Below are 18,638 nucleotides of genomic sequence, written 5' to 3'. Positions count from 1 at the left end.
TAGTAATCTTGCAAAGAATTGAGCATGCTGTAATTGGGAAATAATAGCATTTAGCCATAACCTGCTGCGATAAGATTTTGGCCTATCCCTAAAAACAATCCAGCTCAAAATACTCAGATTGCTCCACGATCGTACCTAGAGCTCAAGCTACTTAACTCCCCCCCCAAATACTCCTTATTGTTCAAGGCCGACAGTTCTTTGAGCCACCTAACAAACTGAAAAATTACTCCGTCAGCGATTAGGAGGTTTGCCCTTGGATTTTGCGGAGCTCTGCGGATTGATTGTGGCTTGTCGCGAGGATCCGAAATATTTTACTCAACTACTAAACCTATCTGAAGGCTTGGCTTGCGTAAAATAGTTTAGAATCATCTTGGCGACCTGAGACTGTGTAGTACCCCAGGCTACAGCCGAACGTCTGAGAATGCCTCTGTAAATATGTGCTGAAGCTCCTTGGGAGGGACTATCAACCAAGTGCAGGCGACGGTTGTGAACGCCTCAATAGCATCGATTGGCGCTTGAAAAGCTATCCCTGGACGAGCGACGTTTAGCACACCATTAATTGGGCCCAAATCATCGAAACTGATATCTGCTCCTAGGTTGTGTCCCACCTGGTTGCGGAGTGAGTTGAGCTTCAAGATTCCAGGTTTAACGAATGCTGCACTGGAAGCCTGACCAGGTAGGAGTGCTACCTTATTGAAAAAACTAAGCTTCGCGTTTTGAACATTTTCTATACCGTAATGCTCGGACAGGAAGCGTTCGAGATAGTGCTCTACGACAGGATGACATTTGAGGAGCCGACCGATAATGTCATGGGGCCGATTCATCAGGTTTATGTAGTTTTCATTTTCTGTATGGAAGCGCACTTCAATCTCCGCCCTATGCGGCTGAAAGTACGCAACCACTTTGTCGATTCCCTCGATGTCTCTCATGACCTTTCCATACTCCCTTCTTCAATCAGAGCCTAAAATACTCCTGCCGCACTAAAGTAAATGGCTCTCTAACCCCAAAGATCCTGAAAGCTCGGCCCATCCGATATCGGCGGCTGACTGGGCCTGCCGATCTGGATAGTGACAGGTATGGGAAAATCAACGCCAACCATAGCGACCTCACCTTGTTTGAGGTTCGGTAAAAAGGCGGCGGCCGACCGATCAAGCTCACCACACGCGCGCTCCACGACCTCCCGGTCTCGATCATTCGTCAATCGGTGAACGAGTAGCGTCCCCATCTGGCTGAGCACCCCTTCAGTAATATCTCTGGGGCGCTGCGTGGCCAAGCATATGTTCAAGCCGTATTTTCGTCCTTCTTTAGCAATGAGTTCGAAAGCATCGAGATTCTGGACATCGTCTTCATTGCCAAGAGTCTTGCCAAGAAAGTTGTGGGCTTCGTCGAGAATTACGATCAAGGGCTTGAGTCTAAAAGTCTCGGCCCTGGCTCGCTGCAGCAGCAGGCGCCCGATGGCATTGGCGATCACTTCCCTAGCATTGAACTCATAGCCAATGGAGCTCAGGCAAATTCGGAGCAAGCGCTTATCTCCTGCGAAGAACGCGTCGAACTTTTCGACCACGCTTGGGAGCGCTGCGGCGGGCTTGAATACACATCGTAGAGACGGAGAGTCCATGACGCTGAGAATGCGCGTGAACAGCGACGAGCAAAAGGACACTTCATTGCTCGCTCCACCCCAGCAGGTAGCATTGTTTATCGCATCGGGATAACAGCACTCCTCAACAAGCTGCCGCACCAAATTAGATGGGTCGAAAGGCTGGCTTGGACTGCTGACGAGGCTTCTGTTATCTCCACTTCTAATTGCGTCCTGATAGGTCTTTTTGGCCTGGCCGATCTTGCGTACGATGCCTTCAGGAAACTGAGCCGGAGCAAGGGCAACAAGCCTAAGGCTTTTGATAGCTTCCCTGAGCTTAGGGCCCTGCACTTTTCCAGATGGCTGGAATAAAGCGATAAAGTCGCTCTCGGTAAAGCTCGTTGGAGGAATTGCTACCTCGATCGCACCCACTGCTCGATGTATCGGTGAGCCAAGGTGAAAATGCTCCGTATCGTCCCCTGTAAGAGAGCGGTACTCCCCTGTGGCATCAATCAAAACTACTTTAGAGGGATATCGGCGACATTCCTGGATGAGCTTGGAGGTTGTCCAGCTTTTACCACCGCCAGTAGACCCCAAGATGGCGCAATGGCGGCCGAACAATTTCTCCGGCGTGACTGAAATGGGAAAACCGTTGTCGCCCGATACATTTCCGAGATCTAGTGCGACTCGGGGCGGCTCTCCGTCTATCCCGCTAGAGGTCAAGAGCGGTATCTGAGATACGAACTCTCCAGGAGCTGAGTATATCCGGTCGCCGAGGCGTGGGTATGAGTTCACTCCTGCAGTGACCTTTAGGGTGGTCGGATTCACGGAGCCCAAAAGACGGATGAACCCAATCGCGTCGACTTGTTGGCTACCAGCAAAGTCCTGGGATATCTCGGCGCGATCACGATCGGGAAGACTGATCTCAGTGATCCTTCCCAGAAGTACGGATTGCTGGCCCTCGATGAGCACCAACTCCCCGACTTCGCCTTTACCGTAGCGATGCTTTCCGAGGTATTGCCCGCTAACCTCTCCGGCGTGCGCTAAATTTGCTTTGATGAGCTGCGCACTTATATTTGATACGACACCGATTTTGAGGTTACTGGAAAGTATTCCATTCAGCGACATGCATCACCTCCCAATACCAATACGTTTAACTGCATTCGCGAGTTGTTCCGCCGGCGACGCTGTTCGCAGGTTTGGAATTAGACTTACCAGATCGCTAAAAGAACCGCTGACGAAATGCACGTCAAACCCTTTCTGTGCTAGGTCGTGGAAATCGCCCCAGTAGTGACTGGAACTATACGAACCACGATTATTGACGTGGTTGATGCATTGATAGTCGCAGAGAATGAGCTTCAAGCTGGGATTAGACTTGATCGCTGAATAGATTGGCTCCGATAGATGGTCATCATTGAAGCCAAAGCCTGCGACCACCAGGCAACTGTTCGGTTGCCGTAGAAACTCTAGGAAACGAGATAGCAACTCAAGGTGAGGTTGTAAAAACGCCTGTTGGTACTTCCCTTTCGCGGGATAAATCAGACAAGCGTTTTCTGCAGACGGCGCTGCGTCCTCATAGATCTCGTTTCCCTCCCGGCTCCAGCTGACCGATCCGTGCAGTTTTAGAAGCTGGAAAACGCCTTCAGTAAATTCATGGCTATCCGCCTCACGCCGGACGATATCGTAAGTGAAGTGTTTTCCATCGAAGCGGCGCTGACGCGTGTAGGAAAATCCGTCAATAGCGACCATTCCCAATCGAGAAGCAGCCGTTTCGAAACACATGTCGTAGTTGGTGGTGAAGACCTTTAGTCGCGGATCTCGGACGCGCCGTCTTGCTAGCTTTTGTAACAAAAACTCGTAGGCAGAAATGTCCGACGACGGGAGGTTAATGAAGTCCGAACAGGCTCTCAGAATGACCGTTTTTACTTGGTGGAGGAAAGCGCCAACCCGCAGATCTTCATTGAACGCTAGATACGCATCGCACTGAGACAGAAAATGCTCAATGTTAGGGGCTGTTCGCTCGGTATACCGCACCACCCCTGCAACGTATTTCGCCTCATGCGTCAGATCATCACTACCCTTCTCACACATTGCTTGCTGCCAAAGCTCCCACATGCTTGGCCCACCCACAGGATGCAGCGATGTTCCGCTTCCAGCAAGAAAACCCAGGTTTGGCACTTGAAGCGCAGCAGTGAACATATCAGCCAGTGCAGCCCGGTTTCTGCGAATCAGTTCATCATCCACTTCTGGCGTTGGTTTCAAAACTTGACGTGCGTTTTCCGTTAGTGAAAGCCATTCCGCTGCCCCCGGTGGACGGTAGGCTTGCAGCCCCTTGTAGCTTGATGGAAAAGGAGGAATGGGCGGGATTGCAGGTGAGTGAAGCGAATCTGAAACGGAAGGCGTAGGAACTTCGACTGTCATGAATACGATCCTGTATACAAAGAGCGAAACTGCAAATGCCCAAACAAATTGCCCAGATGAGCTCCGCGCTACAGCAGCAGTAGGGCTTGGAGAGCCATAGTGCCACCACTCGAGGCGAGCTGATAGCAAGATCGTAAACGTCTACGCGGCTCACTTTGCGTTAATGAGTCCACCTCTCACAGGCGGCAGCGATGCTTACCTCACTTGCAGTACACTGAACCGGCCCTAATATCGTAGACCTGTTTGTGGGTCAGCTTCTGGCCGATTCTGTTGAAAAAGTGGATCTCCTGCTTGGCCTGCGGCAAAAATCAGGTCATCGGCCAGCGGGAGGATTCGCAGCATGATGGGACAATTGTCGAGCGGACAAGAGAGACTGTTTTACTCTTTCAACATTGAAGATCACATCCCAGCCAATCACCTCCTGCGCAGCATTGATCGATGCCTTGATCTCAGCGATCTGCGCCATTATCTCGCCGATTTTTATAGCCCAATCGGGCGCCCGTCGATTGATCCCGAACTGATGATTCGCCTGTTGGTGGTGGGCTACTGCTACGGCATTCGCTCCGAACGTCGGTTGTGCGAAGAGGCTCATTTGAACCTGGCGTATCGCTGGTTCTGCCGCTTAAGCCTCGAAGACGAAGTCCCCAATCACTCTACGTTTTCCAAGAATCGGCACGGTCGTTTTCGTGACAGTTCGCTGTTTCGCTGGCTGTTTAATGAGGTGCTGCGTCGTTGCATGGACGCAGGTCTGGTCAAGGGCGAAGGGTTTGCTGTCGACGCCAGCATTATCAAAGCAGATGCCAGTCGGCAACGTGGCGTACCCGGCAACGAAGAGGTCAACTGGCGCGATCCGGCGCTGAGTACTCGCGCCGTGCGTGAGTACCTTGAAGCGCTGGATAAAGAAGCTTTGGCTGAAGCACTCCCCAAGCGCCTGTCACTGACTGATCCACTTTCTCGTTGGACCGCAGCGCCAGGAGGCCCGGCGTTTTTCGCTTACTCGACGAACTATCTGATTGATGTCGAGCCGACCCCAGCTCATCGAACCGCCGAGATCGAGAGCACCAAGACCATGATCGAGCGGATCGAAGAACAGTTCGACATCAAGCCGGATCGGCTCATCGTCGATACCGCTTACGGAGTCGCACCGATGCTGGCCTGGATGGTGGACGAAAAAGATATCGAGCCACATGTGCCGGTTTGGGACAAAACCGAGCGAAAGAACGAAAGCCTCTCGATCAGTGATTTTCAATGGAGTGAAGAAGCGCAGGAATATCGTTGCCCCACGGGGCATGCCCTGCGTAGCGAATGGCGGGCCTTCAAGAACCAGCGCTCACATGTCACGAAAGCCGACACCATCATCTTTCGATCCCGGCAAACAGACTGCTCTAAATGCTCGATGAAAGAGCGCTGCTGCCCAAACACCTCGTTCCGAAAAATCGCCCGTAGCGTCCATGAGGCGGCACGCAATGTTGCTCGGCGAATTGCCGCAACACCGCAATACGTGTGCTCTCGCCATGAGCGCAAAAAGGTCGAAATGTTGTTCGCTCATCTCAAACGAATCCTGAAACTGGATCGATTAAGGCTACGAGGAATGACCGGTGCAAACGACGAATTTACCTTGGCCGCTGCGGTACAGAACTTAAGAAGACTGGCGAAACTGACCTCACAAGGGCCGCCGGCCACGGGATAGGTACGCCCGGAATCAGCCAAAACCCTCAAATTAACCTATTAACCAGCTGCAACGATCAATGCAGAACCTGAAAGCCACGCAACGTGGTGACCAGGTTCTGAAACGAGGGCCAACGTCGCCTTCTTACAGCCTGAAATTCCGACTTTTTCAACAGAATCGGCCAAGAGCGGACGGTGGCTAGTAAATAAATCTGTCCCCTTTTCGCTAAAACCAGGCTGGCTGCTTCGAGTTTGAAATCTGTACTGAATGATCTTCTGATCACGCAAACACCTCATGGTTGGGCGAAGCTTAACGCCCTATCGGGGTGTCCAGAATCATTGGGCTACAACAGGGCCCTAAAGCAGGCTGCCTGGCGCGATTTCCTGTCTCGGGCAGTGAACGAGGACCGTCCTTCCTCGCCAGTGAAGTGAAATGCTAGTATGCGCCATCATGTATATGGATACAGGCGTTTCAAATGGAAGACGCATCTGCCGAACCACACAGCCACACGCTAAAAAATACTCCAGCACTGCCGTAAGACACAGATCGTCTCGGTGAGGGAGAGGGAAATCAGCGCTCTTGTGAGCCGTGCTGCAGGCAGGTGTCAGCGCTGGAACAACTTTAGCTCAATATTCGACAGTTAAGACAACGTTCGCAGGAAGTGCCGCTGCGCTGCGGGAGTTATATCTTGTTCAGATTGATACATGTACTTAAACCTAAGAATCAAGAATTTGTGGCTCCTTCGACAGGAGGCGCAACACCTTTCAAAAGCGTTATTGTCGGCGGAAACGCTACAGGAAAAACGCGCTTCATAGTTTCGCTGATTGAGTCATTCCGCTTGCTCTCTGAGGCGAAGAACCAGCATGGAAAATTCAGTACCGTGAAGAAAAAAGGAGCGATTACTGACCAGCTGCAATTCAAATATTACATTGGTGGGGATCTGGTCGAGTGCCAAGCTGGCGAGTTTGGCGTACGCTTTACCATCGATGGAGAGGAGGCCTCCGCATTTGATCTCCCCTTACCCTCACGAGTCCTAGCAATCAGCTCCACCGTAAATGATAAGTTCCCCTTTGCTGACTCAGACGAAGATGACTTTTATCGATACTGCGGTGTACGTGAAACGTCCAATGCGTCTTGGACAGCAACGCTGTCACGCCGCACAATCGAAAACCTTCTTAATATTCCATTGCGGCATCATCACCACTCGCTTGCAGAGCTATTTAAATACTTAGGGATTTCGCCCACGATTGAAGTTGCTTTCAGCGTAAGTAATCTCGAAGAATTCCGCGAACTGGTCGCCGACCCTGTCCATTTAATGCTGGCAGTTCATAACTACTCAAGCAAAAGCTCCAGATTACAAGTCCAAATGTTTCGGAACTTCACCTATGAAGATGCGTCTCGAGCATGTCATGGCCTGATGAACGAAATATTCGCTGGACGTCAAAATAGTGTCACCATAGACCTCAACAACACCGCTGCCGACTACAGCGACCTTTATTTCGGGATTAACGTATTTCGGCGTATTGGCATGATTTCAGATGTCGACCTGAACATACAGAAACTCCATACAAATAAAAAATTTGGATTCGGCCACTCCAGCTCCGGAGAAACCCAACTTCTCTATACATTCTCCAGCCTTATCCGGCATGCGAAGCCCAACTGCCTTGTCTTCATCGACGAACCAGAACTTAGCCTCCACCCAAGCTGGCAAATAAAATATGTGGCACTGCTTAAACGCGCATTAAGCTCATTCCCAGGCAGTCACGTCATCATAGCCACCCACTCGCACTTCATCATTTCTGATCTTGAACAAGAAACCAGTTCACTGCATGTATTCGAGAACAAGGATGAACAGCTGAACGTTAGAAATATAGAATACTCCACGTACGCCTGGAGTGCCGACCACATCCTTTATGATGTCTTTGATGTACGAACCGTGGGGAATTTAGCATTCGAAAGCGACCTTACCGAAGCGTTGAAGTTAATTTCAAGCAAATCCCAAGACAACAGTCGACTGATACAATTAAAAAAGAAATTTGAACGCTTAGCGTTTAACGAATCAGACCCACTCCACCGGGTCATCAAAAATATTGCGGAGCTGGTCGATGCCAATCCGTGAATGGTATCTAAACATCACCGAACTGCCGGATTTTGATCAGTCGACGCTGGACTATCTCCAAGAATTGAAGCCGCATAAGGCCAAGCAGTGGGACTTGAAAACCAATCAAATGAAGGCCTATAAAGCCAGCCTCCTTGAGCAGTTACTGAAAATCCAGAACAACAGGTGTGTATATTGTGGCACCGGCTTGAGGCGACAGCTCGTAGACCGAGAGCACTTCGCTCACAAGGATCAAAAAGGGGGCTGGCCAGAGTTCATGTTTATCACCGAAAACCTTTTTGCAGCATGTGGTTACTGCAACCGCATGCTTAAAGGCACCAAATCGATGATCAAACTCTACAATAAAAATTACCGCGATTGTGAATTTCATTTAATTCACCCTTATTTCGACACCGCCTCGGAAGAAATCTCGTTTGTCGAGCGCGGCGTGAGCGACGCTATTTTCGTTAAAAAAATAACCCAAAAAGGGGAAGACACTATTGATTTTTTCGAGCTTGACTCTGCCAGTGCAACCGCCAGACGCGCAGGTTATATAACAGAAATAGCCATGTATAATCAGTTGTCGGCCAGTGATGCCGCTGAAGTCAAAGCTATTTCACACTTCAGGCCGGAATAGACATTAAAGCGGCAACCCTTCAGCAAGGCTTCGGACAACACGACGAAGAGGACAGCGACTGGACAAATCATTGCTACGGTGTGGCGCAACCGTCTACGGGGCCACGGGGCAGGCGGCGCCTGCCACTGACGACCTGCCCGTTGCATAAGCGGAAGCGGTGCCTGGACTATAACAATCCCCACCATGTACCCAGCGCAGTCGCTCTTTGATCACCAGCTCTTGCATAACCTCGACGCGCAGACAACGGAAAAAGGGGACAGATTTATTTACTGGACGCCGTCCGCTCTTGGCCGATAGCTGCCATCCACCATTTACAGCAGCTATCTGTTTTCAGCCCATGTACCTTGTCTAACACTCCACCCGCCACAACTGATCCAACCTAGTCGTATAGCTCTGACTCATCATCTCCCGCCGCATGCCCCAGTCCGGCTTGCTCGGCACACTGGCGGCAGGCAGCGTGCCTCTGCCCCACCGCCCGTTGATTTCATCCAGCACGGCCATCACCCTGGACGCTTCTGCTGGCTGATTGACCGCAAACAAATCATCGGAAAACTCCCCCGGCTGACGCAGATCCAGCAGCAACACTTCGGCCTTGCTGTACTTGAACCCGGGCTGAAAGACATGTCCCAGCGCATCTACTGCCGCCTTGGTCAGCAGGCGCACATCATCCGTCGGGTATGGCAGGGTCACGATCACCCCTTTGGCGTATTTCGCTTCATCCGGGTTGAACATGCCGGTACGGATGCTGACTCTGACTTTCTTGCAGTAGGATTTTTGCGCGCGCAGCTTTTCCGAGGCACGCATCATGTAGGTGGCCACGGCCTCTTTGATCGGCGCCAGTTCGGTCAGACGCTTGCCAAACATCCGGCTGCAGCAGATTTCCTGCTTTGGCGGGTCAGGTTCGTCCAGTTCCAGGCAAGCCGTACCCGACAACTCACGAGCGGTTTTCTCGATCACCACGCTGAATTTTTTACGCAGGGACCACGGATCAGATTTGGCCAGGTCCATCGCGGTCTTGATGCCCATGCCCTCCAGGTGAGCAGTCATACGGCGCCCTACTCCCCAGACTTCAGACACGGCGGTATTGCGCAGCACCCAGTCGCGCTCATGGTCACCACACAGGTTCACCACGCCACCGGTGTGCGCCTGGAGGCGCTTGGCAGTGTGGTTGGCGAGTTTGGCCAAGGTTTTGGTATGGCCAATGCCAACGCCCACGGGTATGCCGGTACATTTGAGGATTCTGGCGCGCAACTCCCGGCCCATGGCGCTAGCATCCGCAATGCCGGTCAGGTCGGCAAAGGATTCATCGATGCTGTACACCTCCACTGCCGGCACCATGGACTCGATCAAGCTCATCACGCGCTCGCTCATGTCGCCATACAGCGCATAGTTCGACGAGAACGCGACGATGCCCTGCTGCTGGAGGCGCTGTTTGATCTGAAAATAGGGCTCGCCCATTTTCACAAAGGGCTTGGCGTCGTAACTGCGGGCGATGACGCAGCCGTCATTGTTGCTCAGCACCACGATGGGGACTTTGGCTAGATCAGGTCTGAACACGCGCTCGCAGCTGGCATAGAAGCTATTGCAGTCAATCAGGGCGAAAACCGGTTTGAGCTTAGTGACCATGGCTGCGCACGCTGTGAGTAATCACTCCCCAGATCGACAGATCGTCCCCCTCCATGACATGCCGGTCCGGGTATTTGCTGTTTTCAGACTTGAGGATGACATCCTTCCCACGCAGACACAGACGTTTGCAGATCGGGTCATTGTTCAGCAGTGCCACCACGACATGCCCGTGAACGGGTTCGATCGAGCGATCGATGACCGCCAGATCCCCTGAAAAAATGCCGATGCCCTGCATGCTGTCGCCATCGATAGTCGCGAGGTAAACATGAGGCGCACGCACGTTGAGCACTTGGTCCAGCGAGATGACTTTCTCGATATGGTCCGCAGCCGGTGACGGAAACCCGGCTGGAATCTTGAACGAGCACAGCGGTAAACGAACCCCGCCTTCAGCAAGAGGACCCAAGAGTGTGAAGCTCATGACGCACGCCTTTAATAAACTGTATGTATATACAGTTAACGTTGTAGGACGCATCCGGTCAATATTTCCGACAGATGTTTCTGACAGGAGGAGCGCTTGAGCCGATGAAGCTACGCTCTGAGCAGCACTGTCTTTGTCAGAGGTGATCACCATGTGTGGAAGATTTGTGCAGTCCCAGGGCATCGCGGATTACCTGGAAGTGTTGGCATCAGACCGCAAACTCGTCAGCGGGTATGACAACCAGCCCATTGGCCGCTACAACATCGCGCCCAGCACTCGCGTCAACATCCTGCACGGGGTGCCAGACGGATTACGAATAGATCCGGTGCGCTGGGGCTGGGCGCCCTTTTGGGCCAAGGGCAAGCGCCCTGATCCCATCAACGCCCGGGTAGAAACCGTCACCACGGGCAAGTTCTTCAAGCAACTTTGGCCCAACGGACGGGCTCTGGTGATGGCAGATGGGTGGTATGAGTGGGTCAAAGATGCGGACGATCCCAAAAAGAAACAGCCCTATTTCATTCGACTTAAAAGCCAGGCCCCCATGTTCTTTGCCGCGCTGGCCAAGGTTCATCCTGGGCTGGAGCCAAATGAGTATGACGGCTTCGTGATTATCACGGCCGCCAGCGATCAGGGAATGGTGGATATTCACGATCGCCGCCCTGTGGTGCTTGCGCCTGAACATGCCCGGGAATGGGTGGAGAGCGATCTGGATGCGCGAAAAGCTGAAGAGTTGGCGCTGGAATGTTGCCAGCCGACTGACGATTTTGAGTGGTATCCGGTGAGCACAGCGGTAGGCAATGTAAGAAACCAAGGGGCTGAGCTGATCAAGCCGCTTTGAGGGGAGGCGCCACGACGGGAGCGCAGTTGCACTTTTGAGAGCTGAACGTTAACCTTTCGATGTCGCTGCATATTCAGCGAACGGGTTTAGCGGCCCGAGTTCATACAGGCGCATAGACGCCACCATTACGATTGCAGGCGTTTTTTTACGTCTTAATATCCGTTATGGCGGCTGTGCGTGGGAGACTTTCGAGTCTGCCGGGGTCCTGTATGCCCGGTCCGCTAACCTGCGCACAGCTGCCACCTAAATTCGTTTAGCGGCGAACCGTGGTAGCTCCTCACATACAGGAGATTTGCCAGATGCACAGTCTCACTCCGTTCAAAATTTGCGTCACTGCTTATCCAGAAATCGCACTCGTCACTCTGCCCACCGATGACAGCCTCACGGCTTGCATCTCCCCCTGCTACATCCCAATGGCCAACATCCGCATGCTCGACAGGAATGGGGGTGGCCTATGAACGCCTCACCTTTAATCCATACGGTTGGCGGAGCCTCGTTCGGCAAGTGCAACGTTGAGAATCAGCGCCTGTTCAGCGTCAACGCCGGTGTTTCTGGCGAAGAAGCGCTGCAGCACGCCTCGTTGATCTTGAACTGCGTGAACACGCTATCGTTTCTGGGGGCCATGGACGATGGCAACGAAACGCTGCGATGGGCCTCGCACTATCTCAGCGAGATGGCGAAGGCGTTGATTGATGATGTGACGCTGGGGCTACAGCAGGTGCAGGACACAAATCTCTAAGCCCACACACCCAGGAGCTGACAAGCCTGATTACGGGCTTGTGAATGAGGGGGCAATGAAGTGACAAAGCCCCCTGTTCAATCCTCACGAGTGAACGTGCTGCATTCCACGGATTCCAGATTCTAAATTCTCCAGGGCTGTTTTTTCTCTCAAAACACCAGGAAGACAGCGGCCTTTGATAATCGCAATGCCTATCAGACAAAAAAAGTTTGGGGCTCCCCCTTGAAAACGCAGATCGAAAACGGAGATGTATAAGTAAGGCGGCCGAATTCCGGTCGTTACTCTGTCGGAGCTCCATGATGCGTTTCAGCCACATTGCCTTTCCTCTCTTTGCCGCAGCCCTCCTCGCTGGCTGCAATGGAAAGGATGTTACCCGTGTTGCCTTTCCTAAAACGGAAGGAGCCTATTTTCAAGCATACGGAAACGCGAAGCACCCCGTTGCAGAGCTCGCACTGGTTGACTCTCATGGCAATTCCCGCACGTTCAAGGGCACATTCACAGGTGAGGTCAATCTGTCGAAGCCGCTGCAAAACATTAAAGTCAGATTCGAATGTGGCGAGATCAACTTTATTGGCCAACAGCACGCATCCGCCAACCCGACTGGAAGTGCGACCCAGACCCTCGTATCGGTACCGAGCGAAAGCAGCCGGGAGTGCAACGGCCAGCCCCTCCCAGATCATTGGACTGTAATCAGAGCTTAGACCCGGCCAGAGTGCTGGAGGGCAGTCCACTCAACAGGTGCAGGCGGGGCATCGGCGGCCGCTTGCACCTAACGTCAACCGCCAGACGCGGCCCTGACTAAAACCGCTGAGTAGCAATTATTGATCGGTGTTCAAAAGCTGGCTATTTGATCACTAACGTGTGGATGGGGGGATCGAGAGATCCGCCCCCCCACTGTTCAATCTGGAAATGTATGTATCGACAGGGAAGCATCAATTGAATTGGAAGCAAGACTGAGTGCGGCCTTCATGTCACCATACTGGGCCGCATTCGTTATTTGATTGGACAGAAGAGGTGCTGATGCAGATCGCCAAACGCTTGAACACCTACGACATAGAAGAGCTTTATCCTCAATGTCAAACTGATGACCAATTGAGACTGCCGATCAGCATGAACCATGGCGGCCTGCTGGGCGTCGACGCCTCGCTCGCGCAGTTGGTCATTAGTTGGGCTCGCGTTCAGGAGAGAAGCGTTCTGCATCTTTACGCCAACTCTGAAAGCGCCATAGAGCAAATTCCGCAGCTCGCCAGGACAGCGGCTGGTCTTGCGGCGCTCATTATGTGCACAAGTATTGAATCCGAAACTCATGAGCCCATCGAAAAGCGCGCAGCACTCACGGTAATTCGTCCTTTGATTGAGGCGATGTACGAAGGTGACTTGAAAAATACATCGAGTGAGAAAGGTGCGCGCCCCAAGACTATCAACCTGTTCTGCATCAACAATGCGAGGATGGAGTTCATCAAACCATTTTACTACGGGGACAGCCAACCCAAGGTTCACCCCAGATCTTGGTTTTCGGCGCTGATCGAGATTTCATCCGCCTTAATGCATACAAGGCATGAACAAAATTCCCTGCTGAAAAGTGGCCTTCCAGCGCTAGGGGGAGTGCTTGCCGAATTGATATCCAATGCTGACGAGCATTCTGTCACGGATGTGCATGGAGTTAAGTACAAAAAGGGCTTACGCGGTACGTCCATTAAGTCCAGCCGCATTAGGAAGCAGGACGTTCATCACCATTCGAAAACGGAACCCGAGTTCGCTAGGTTCATCGTAAAGAACATGGTGAAGGGACAGGAAGCACTCGATTTCCTGGAGATCTCGATCATTGACAGTGGGCCGGGACTGGCGCGGCGCTGGATATCTGCCAAGGTAGGTCGCCCTGTCGAAAGCCTTGATACCTTACCTATTGAAGAAGAGCTTCAGGCCACTCTGGATTGTTTTAAGAAACACGTGACTTCCAAAGACTCGTCGACCTCTGGGATGGGGCTGCACAACGCCATCCAGGCGTTGAATAAGCTCAAAGCCTTTGTGCGTTTACGCACCGGTAGGCTCTGCCTCTACCAGACATTCCAAGGCCATGATCAAGTCGTCGAATACAGCCCGAAGAAATGGAGCGGCGACAAAGAACTGACCGCCGCTGAAGGCACCGTTTTCACCATCTGCATTCCGGTGAATTGATATGCCTGATCTTTTTGATTTTGAGGTAACCCTTAATCCATCGTCTCTCGGAGCAGAACCCGCCCAAGTGGTCGTGTTCTTCACAGGCCCGGAAATGATTGATGACTCCCAGATCACCGAGGCACTCCAGCAAAGGCTCAACAATTACATCCTACCCGACCATGTAATTTTCCTCGTTCCACTGTGCTATCGCGAAGAAATTAGGGCTTTGTGTGCGAGTAAGAACTCGCCGCTCGCCACCGCTCTTGAGCGAAGAGGAACGGGTAGATCTCCTAGCTATGGGTTTTCATTTTTTGATGAGTTCGGCGCGATCACCAAGTACGTACGTGTTGCGGGACAAGCGAAAAATATAGGGCAACTGATCACAGCTAAGGCTGATGATATTGTCAAAGCCGGGATGACCAAACTGGTCAAATGCACATCGGTTCTCAACAGGGCGCCGGCAGGCTTCCTTTTCTCCAAGCCTTCCTCTCGAGCATCCAATTACTTTATCCGAGCAGAAAACCTGCTTTCCGAAACGCTGCATGCTCATTTCCTCGGATTTGTATCCCTGAAAATGCTCAAACAAGCCTCAAACGATGGCATGAGCGAGCCAGATACCATCTACCTCGATACCATGGCTTTTTTGCCGATCGCGCTGTCGATTCAGCTGTATCAGGCAAGGTTTGAACGTAAGACGATCTCCAGCATAAAATCTTTCCACTCTCATGATGGATTGAAAGATGGGCCTATGCCCAATGGGGCGTCAGCGCTCTGCCTGATCTCAGCTTCCACTAATTGTGGGTTGGCCAAAGAGTGGGGGAGGGTCAATAGCGCCTCCCCCTTTCGGGTCGCAACATTCCTGTCATTTCTAACCGAGTCGGACGCTTGCACTATCCTGCATACCATGGAGAAGCCTGAGGATTTCGAAACGCTGGCCGATTCTGAGTCAACCGAAGCGCGGCGGATGATCCGCATCCATGGCGAGCGCTTCGTCGCAGAACAGGTCGAAACGCGACTCTTGAACATCAGCATGGACCACCTACCTGAAGGCCTACAGGGCAAGTTTTACTCATTCATAGGCAAGAACCTGTTCACTTGCTTCAGCCAGATCCCTCAGCGTGAAAGGAACCGCACTGTTCACGTGGACAGACAAAATCTGGTGGCGTCGACAGGATTTCAAAAGTGGTTCAAGCAGTGTTTGGCGGAGGAGTCGCCGGCATCTAGTACCCGGGTTATACATGACGATGATGGTGCAAGTGAGAAACTAGCAACTCAGGCTTTAGCCTACTTGCATGCTCAAGGGCTCAACGGTTGCTCGAAGATCAGTGCAAAGGAATTCAAGGCGGAAGACAAATTCGACGGATCAGTTATTGTCGTAGCAGCTGCAGCAGAACGAGGCTCGGTGCTTCTTAGTATCAGTCGCCGACTGCGTACAGCCCAAACTCCAGGCTCTGGCACTCGACTGTACATCGTCGGCGCCCTGTTTGGTCGCTCATACGAACAGATGTCGGATTTGAACGCCAACCTCTGCCAACCACCCAAAGGGCATCGCCGGTATGTTTTCAAAAAATACCTGGAGATCCCTGCTGCCAGCTTGATTTGTAATAATCATTGGGCTCAAGAGTACCGGCTATTAAGCAAGTTAGTTGCGTTTAGCGATCCGCTTACTTCACCCATGATTCAGAATAGGGTTGATGCCTTCGATGCAGCAACGATGCAGGGCCTGTCAGATCAGGTATTCTGGGATAGCAGTTACAGCAATACCCAGATGGTCCTGAGCAAGGGATTCGCGTTTGTCGACGGCAGTCAGCCAGTGGAAATCGCCTCGTGCGTGGACGTCTTCTTAACGATCCACTGGATTTTGCAAAACGCTCGCGACAGCGCAAAAATTAAAGATACCAAGCGCCTAGAATCCGGTGAGCTGCAGCAGGTCTTGCTCACCCCTGAAGTGTTCTCTCGGTACGACGACGGCATCATCCAGAGCGCATATCTGCGAGCGGCCCTGCCTACAGAGCTTGATTATAGTGCCCACGAGACTTACAGCAGCTCTATGGCCGACATTATCCTGAGGGTCGCTGAGGGATATGGGTACGAGCGTGGAGAAGCTGCGATGGAGTTCATCATCGCACTGGCAATTGGAAAAATCCGTCTGCACAAGGAGGTAGATCAGAAATTGAAAAAATCACTTAAACAGACTCTAGGAACACGAATAGTTGACTTGTCGCTGCTATTAGACGGCGAGCCTTCTCCATTCTAACAGGTGCTTAGCTGCAATCTTAAAATCCTCCGCGAAATTCGCAGAGGATTTTTGGGCTACTTACCTAATGGTGCCTATTGAGATGGGCAGAAACAAGCACGCACGCTTCTTAGTTTTCACTACCTTGTCTATCCAACTATTTCTTTACATTAGCTGCTTGGTCAAGCATCCAGTCTCGCATGTGACCGGGCACTATTAATTTATAACGAGCTCTTGAACTACCAGTATAAAGACCTGCAAAGGTTTTTGCAGCCTCATCCACATCACCTTTTTGAATGGGAGATAGCAAATCTCGCCCCAACATAACTTTATCCATTTCCAGACTACGTGCATCGCTCACTCTACCCAAGACGATCTTAGCATTACCAGATCGATCCATTCTTGCCATTGAGCGCTCAAAATCTTTTAAGTTATAACCTCGCATTAACATAGATTCAATAGTTTTGAACGAGTAGTCGTTGGCATAAGTTTGACCCAAGCTATCCCAAGTACTATGTCGAAAAAGGACAGCATGCTTAGGCGGAGAAGCATGCAGATAAAGCTCAATACAATCACCAACAAAACGCCGGAACTGTTTCTCTGAGTTAGGCATCATACAAAAACTCGCATCAGCGTTGGCAAGACGTTGAAACCATTCAAACAGCCCCCACTCCCCCTTCGTGAGAATGGTTGTGCCAGCATCAGGAATTTCCGATCGGTCATAGTATTCGATAATTGTTTTTTTATCTCGAGCTCCGACCAAAGGTGCCAACTCTGCACGCGGATGTGCTGCAATAAGTGGATTTATAATCACTTCCATTTGCCGCCCTGAACGAACTGACTGCGAGATCTCCCGTTGCCTAACATGCTTCCCACGCCCCACAGGCATACCATCCAGGCGCTGGAAAACATCTCCAAGCGTGCAGGTTGCCTGAGGACAACGATCAAGAAATTGCAGCAAAGGAGCAGACAAGTCGTGGGCTTCATCAATCACAATATGGCGATAGGCAGCCACGTTCAGAGAAATACTAGTATCGAGCGCTAGTAATTTCAATAAGTGATAAACACGTATTGGGAGATGTGTTTTATTCCCCTCATGTAGAAGACGAGGCTGCGTTATCTCCTGCCACATAAGTTTTGAATAGCCTATTAGCGCTGCACGATCATAATCACTCAAATACTCTTCTAACAGCGGCAAATTATCTACAGATATATTACCACTACTTGAATAGCAGTAACTTTGTACGGTGCGACGACAAATATCAGCTACTCTTGTAGCCTGATAATTCCCAACAGGCTGAATACACAAAACCCTGGCCACATCTGCATCTGTCATCTGATAGGTTGGCTGGTAACGCTGTCTATCGGGCTTTCGATAGACAGTCGGAGGTGTGAACAGCAGCTGACTTGCAAGTTGTCCAAAAGTTTTCCCGACAAATTTTTTGCTGCCTAATCGAGCAGTCAAAGCCTGAAGTTGCTGAGGTGTATGCGCCAGAAGTAATGTTTCTTCCGGATTCAAATACTCCAACAGAATACTGATCATCGACGTTTTTCCAACACCAGCTAGTCCCTGCAGGTGTAGATGCTCATCCATTTCACTACGCAGCGTTTTGAATATTCGGAACTGCGGGGTCGTCAAGCAAATGCTTTCTCCTGACGCAGTATAAACGACTTCTTTTAACGGGTTGAGTTTTGCAGCGTGTTCGATGCGAAAGCCAAAATCCCAACTACCGTCTGGTTTCTGATACTTTCGGTCAGCAACCTCATCGTCCTCCAGAAAATTAAACATCAGACTGTCAATCAGCCCGAGACCTTCCTTAAAATCCTCTACCGAGAACCGCTCTGAGACCGCCTGGCCAAAGGTATGACCATCAGACTCAGAATCCGAAACCAATCCGGCACTCAGTGCCTTAGCTAGGACTGATTCGATTTTGGGTGCCTTGAGCCCTGCACGTACCAGCGACGATAAATTTTGAACAAGCAGCACTGCAGCAAGCTCGGGAACCTGGAGGTTATCCAGCTTGCACTTGCCCTGCGCTAACTGGCACGCCTTTTCCCGGCTAAGAGGAAGAAAATAATGATCGTCACTGATAATGGAAGTAGACATTGAGTAAGGTCACCGGATTCAGATTCACACTGAGCAGTCAAAGAGGATAACTGAGTACGAACACGCGTGCTCTCGATTCTATAGCAGAAACCACGACCTACAAGGCGCAAGAC

14 protein-coding genes are annotated in these 18,638 nt (G+C 51.4%); 8 read left to right on the top strand and 6 right to left on the bottom strand.

The annotated features are described in order from the left end of the window. Positions 1–401: 401 nt before the first annotated feature. The 3 genes from EQV96_RS09380 to EQV96_RS09370 all read right to left on the bottom strand — a co-directional run bounded on the left by EQV96_RS09380 (position 402) and on the right by EQV96_RS09370 (position 3,997). Positions 402–929: a hypothetical protein gene (locus EQV96_RS09380; protein WP_240881809.1), complete on the bottom strand. Its 528-nt coding sequence runs from the start codon at positions 927–929 to the stop codon at positions 402–404. Between the two features lie 68 nt (positions 930–997). After that, positions 998–2,704: an ATP-binding protein gene (locus tag EQV96_RS09375; RefSeq protein ID WP_240881806.1), complete on the bottom strand. Its 1,707-nt coding sequence runs from the start codon at positions 2,702–2,704 to the stop codon at positions 998–1,000. A 3-nt stretch (positions 2,705–2,707) separates the two neighbouring features. After that, on the bottom strand, positions 2,708–3,997 hold the full coding sequence (locus tag EQV96_RS09370; protein WP_240881805.1) for an SIR2 family protein: 1,290 nt from the start codon (positions 3,995–3,997) through the stop codon (positions 2,708–2,710). A 340-nt stretch (positions 3,998–4,337) separates the two neighbouring features. Here EQV96_RS09370 and EQV96_RS09365 point away from each other — a divergent pair, with 340 nt between their 5' ends. The 3 genes from EQV96_RS09365 to EQV96_RS09355 all read left to right on the top strand — a co-directional run bounded on the left by EQV96_RS09365 (position 4,338) and on the right by EQV96_RS09355 (position 8,401). After that, complete coding sequence (locus EQV96_RS09365; RefSeq protein WP_240881804.1) at positions 4,338–5,687, top strand: transposase; 1,350 nt, start codon at positions 4,338–4,340, stop codon at positions 5,685–5,687. A gap of 667 nt (positions 5,688–6,354) precedes the next feature. After that, positions 6,355–7,785: an AAA family ATPase gene (locus EQV96_RS09360; RefSeq protein WP_240881802.1), complete on the top strand. Its 1,431-nt coding sequence runs from the start codon at positions 6,355–6,357 to the stop codon at positions 7,783–7,785. Next, entirely contained in the window at positions 7,772–8,401 is a 630-nt protein-coding gene (locus EQV96_RS09355; RefSeq protein ID WP_240881800.1) for an HNH endonuclease, read from the top strand. The genes EQV96_RS09360 and EQV96_RS09355 overlap by 14 nt, the downstream gene beginning before the upstream one ends. A gap of 348 nt (positions 8,402–8,749) precedes the next feature. On the opposite strand, the gene umuC is transcribed toward EQV96_RS09355, so the two are convergent. Continuing rightward, positions 8,750–10,027 (bottom strand): translesion error-prone DNA polymerase V subunit UmuC, encoded by a 1,278-nt coding sequence (gene umuC / locus EQV96_RS09350; protein ID WP_240881798.1) that lies wholly within the window; start codon positions 10,025–10,027, stop codon positions 8,750–8,752. Next, positions 10,017–10,445 carry a S24 family peptidase gene (locus EQV96_RS09345; protein WP_134049875.1) on the bottom strand — a complete coding sequence of 143 codons (429 nt, stop codon included), beginning with the start codon at positions 10,443–10,445 and terminating at the stop codon, positions 10,017–10,019. Before EQV96_RS09345 ends, umuC begins: the two co-directional genes overlap by 11 nt. 151 nt (positions 10,446–10,596) lie before the next feature. On the opposite strand from EQV96_RS09345, the gene EQV96_RS09340 reads away from it, so the two are divergent. From EQV96_RS09340 to EQV96_RS09320, 5 genes are all read left to right on the top strand, one after another. After that, on the top strand, positions 10,597–11,283 hold the full coding sequence (locus EQV96_RS09340) for an SOS response-associated peptidase family protein (protein ID WP_240881970.1): 687 nt from the start codon (positions 10,597–10,599) through the stop codon (positions 11,281–11,283). 454 nt (positions 11,284–11,737) lie between these two features. Then, complete coding sequence (locus tag EQV96_RS09335; protein ID WP_240881795.1) at positions 11,738–12,022, top strand: DUF3077 domain-containing protein; 285 nt, start codon at positions 11,738–11,740, stop codon at positions 12,020–12,022. A 296-nt stretch (positions 12,023–12,318) separates the two neighbouring features. Next, on the top strand, positions 12,319–12,723 hold the full coding sequence (locus tag EQV96_RS09330) for a hypothetical protein (RefSeq protein WP_240881794.1): 405 nt from the start codon (positions 12,319–12,321) through the stop codon (positions 12,721–12,723). Between the two features lie 319 nt (positions 12,724–13,042). Continuing rightward, positions 13,043–14,200 carry an ATP-binding protein gene (locus EQV96_RS09325; RefSeq protein ID WP_240881792.1) on the top strand — a complete coding sequence of 386 codons (1,158 nt, stop codon included), beginning with the start codon at positions 13,043–13,045 and terminating at the stop codon, positions 14,198–14,200. A 1-nt stretch (position 14,201) separates the two neighbouring features. Further along, a complete protein-coding gene (locus EQV96_RS09320; protein WP_240881790.1) occupies positions 14,202–16,439 on the top strand; it encodes a hypothetical protein in 2,238 nt (745 codons plus the stop codon). Positions 16,440–16,575: 136 nt separating this feature from the next. On the opposite strand, the gene EQV96_RS09315 is transcribed toward EQV96_RS09320, so the two are convergent. After that, positions 16,576–18,525 (bottom strand): AAA family ATPase, encoded by a 1,950-nt coding sequence (locus EQV96_RS09315; protein ID WP_240881788.1) that lies wholly within the window; start codon positions 18,523–18,525, stop codon positions 16,576–16,578. Positions 18,526–18,638: the final 113 nt, after the last annotated feature.

Origin of the sequence: Pseudomonas sp. TMW22080, from assembly GCF_022496745.1 — a bacterium.
Classification (GTDB): domain Bacteria; phylum Pseudomonadota; class Gammaproteobacteria; order Pseudomonadales; family Pseudomonadaceae; genus Aquipseudomonas; species Aquipseudomonas bubulae.
The sequence above is the reverse complement of the archived record's forward strand: the minus strand, read 5'-3'. Positions and strand labels throughout refer to the sequence as shown.

Bases quoted from the DNA above. Each gene is read 5' to 3' on its own strand.
- EQV96_RS09315 (WP_240881788.1), bottom strand. From the start codon at position 18,525: ATGTCTACTTCCATTATCAGTGACGATCATTATTTTCTTCCTCTTAGC.
- EQV96_RS09355 (WP_240881800.1), top strand. From the start codon at position 7,772: ATGCCAATCCGTGAATGGTATCTAAACATCACCGAACTGCCGGATTTT.
- EQV96_RS09370 (WP_240881805.1), bottom strand. From the start codon at position 3,997: ATGACAGTCGAAGTTCCTACGCCTTCCGTTTCAGATTCGCTTCACTCA.
- EQV96_RS09325 (WP_240881792.1), top strand. From the start codon at position 13,043: ATGCAGATCGCCAAACGCTTGAACACCTACGACATAGAAGAGCTTTAT.
- EQV96_RS09345 (WP_134049875.1), bottom strand. From the start codon at position 10,445: ATGAGCTTCACACTCTTGGGTCCTCTTGCTGAAGGCGGGGTTCGTTTA.
- EQV96_RS09330 (WP_240881794.1), top strand. From the start codon at position 12,319: ATGATGCGTTTCAGCCACATTGCCTTTCCTCTCTTTGCCGCAGCCCTC.
- EQV96_RS09335 (WP_240881795.1), top strand. From the start codon at position 11,738: ATGAACGCCTCACCTTTAATCCATACGGTTGGCGGAGCCTCGTTCGGC.
- EQV96_RS09380 (WP_240881809.1), bottom strand. From the start codon at position 929: ATGAGAGACATCGAGGGAATCGACAAAGTGGTTGCGTACTTTCAGCCG.
- EQV96_RS09340 (WP_240881970.1), top strand. From the start codon at position 10,597: ATGTGTGGAAGATTTGTGCAGTCCCAGGGCATCGCGGATTACCTGGAA.
- EQV96_RS09365 (WP_240881804.1), top strand. From the start codon at position 4,338: ATGATGGGACAATTGTCGAGCGGACAAGAGAGACTGTTTTACTCTTTC.
- EQV96_RS09375 (WP_240881806.1), bottom strand. From the start codon at position 2,704: ATGTCGCTGAATGGAATACTTTCCAGTAACCTCAAAATCGGTGTCGTA.
- umuC (WP_240881798.1), bottom strand. From the start codon at position 10,027: ATGGTCACTAAGCTCAAACCGGTTTTCGCCCTGATTGACTGCAATAGC.
- EQV96_RS09320 (WP_240881790.1), top strand. From the start codon at position 14,202: ATGCCTGATCTTTTTGATTTTGAGGTAACCCTTAATCCATCGTCTCTC.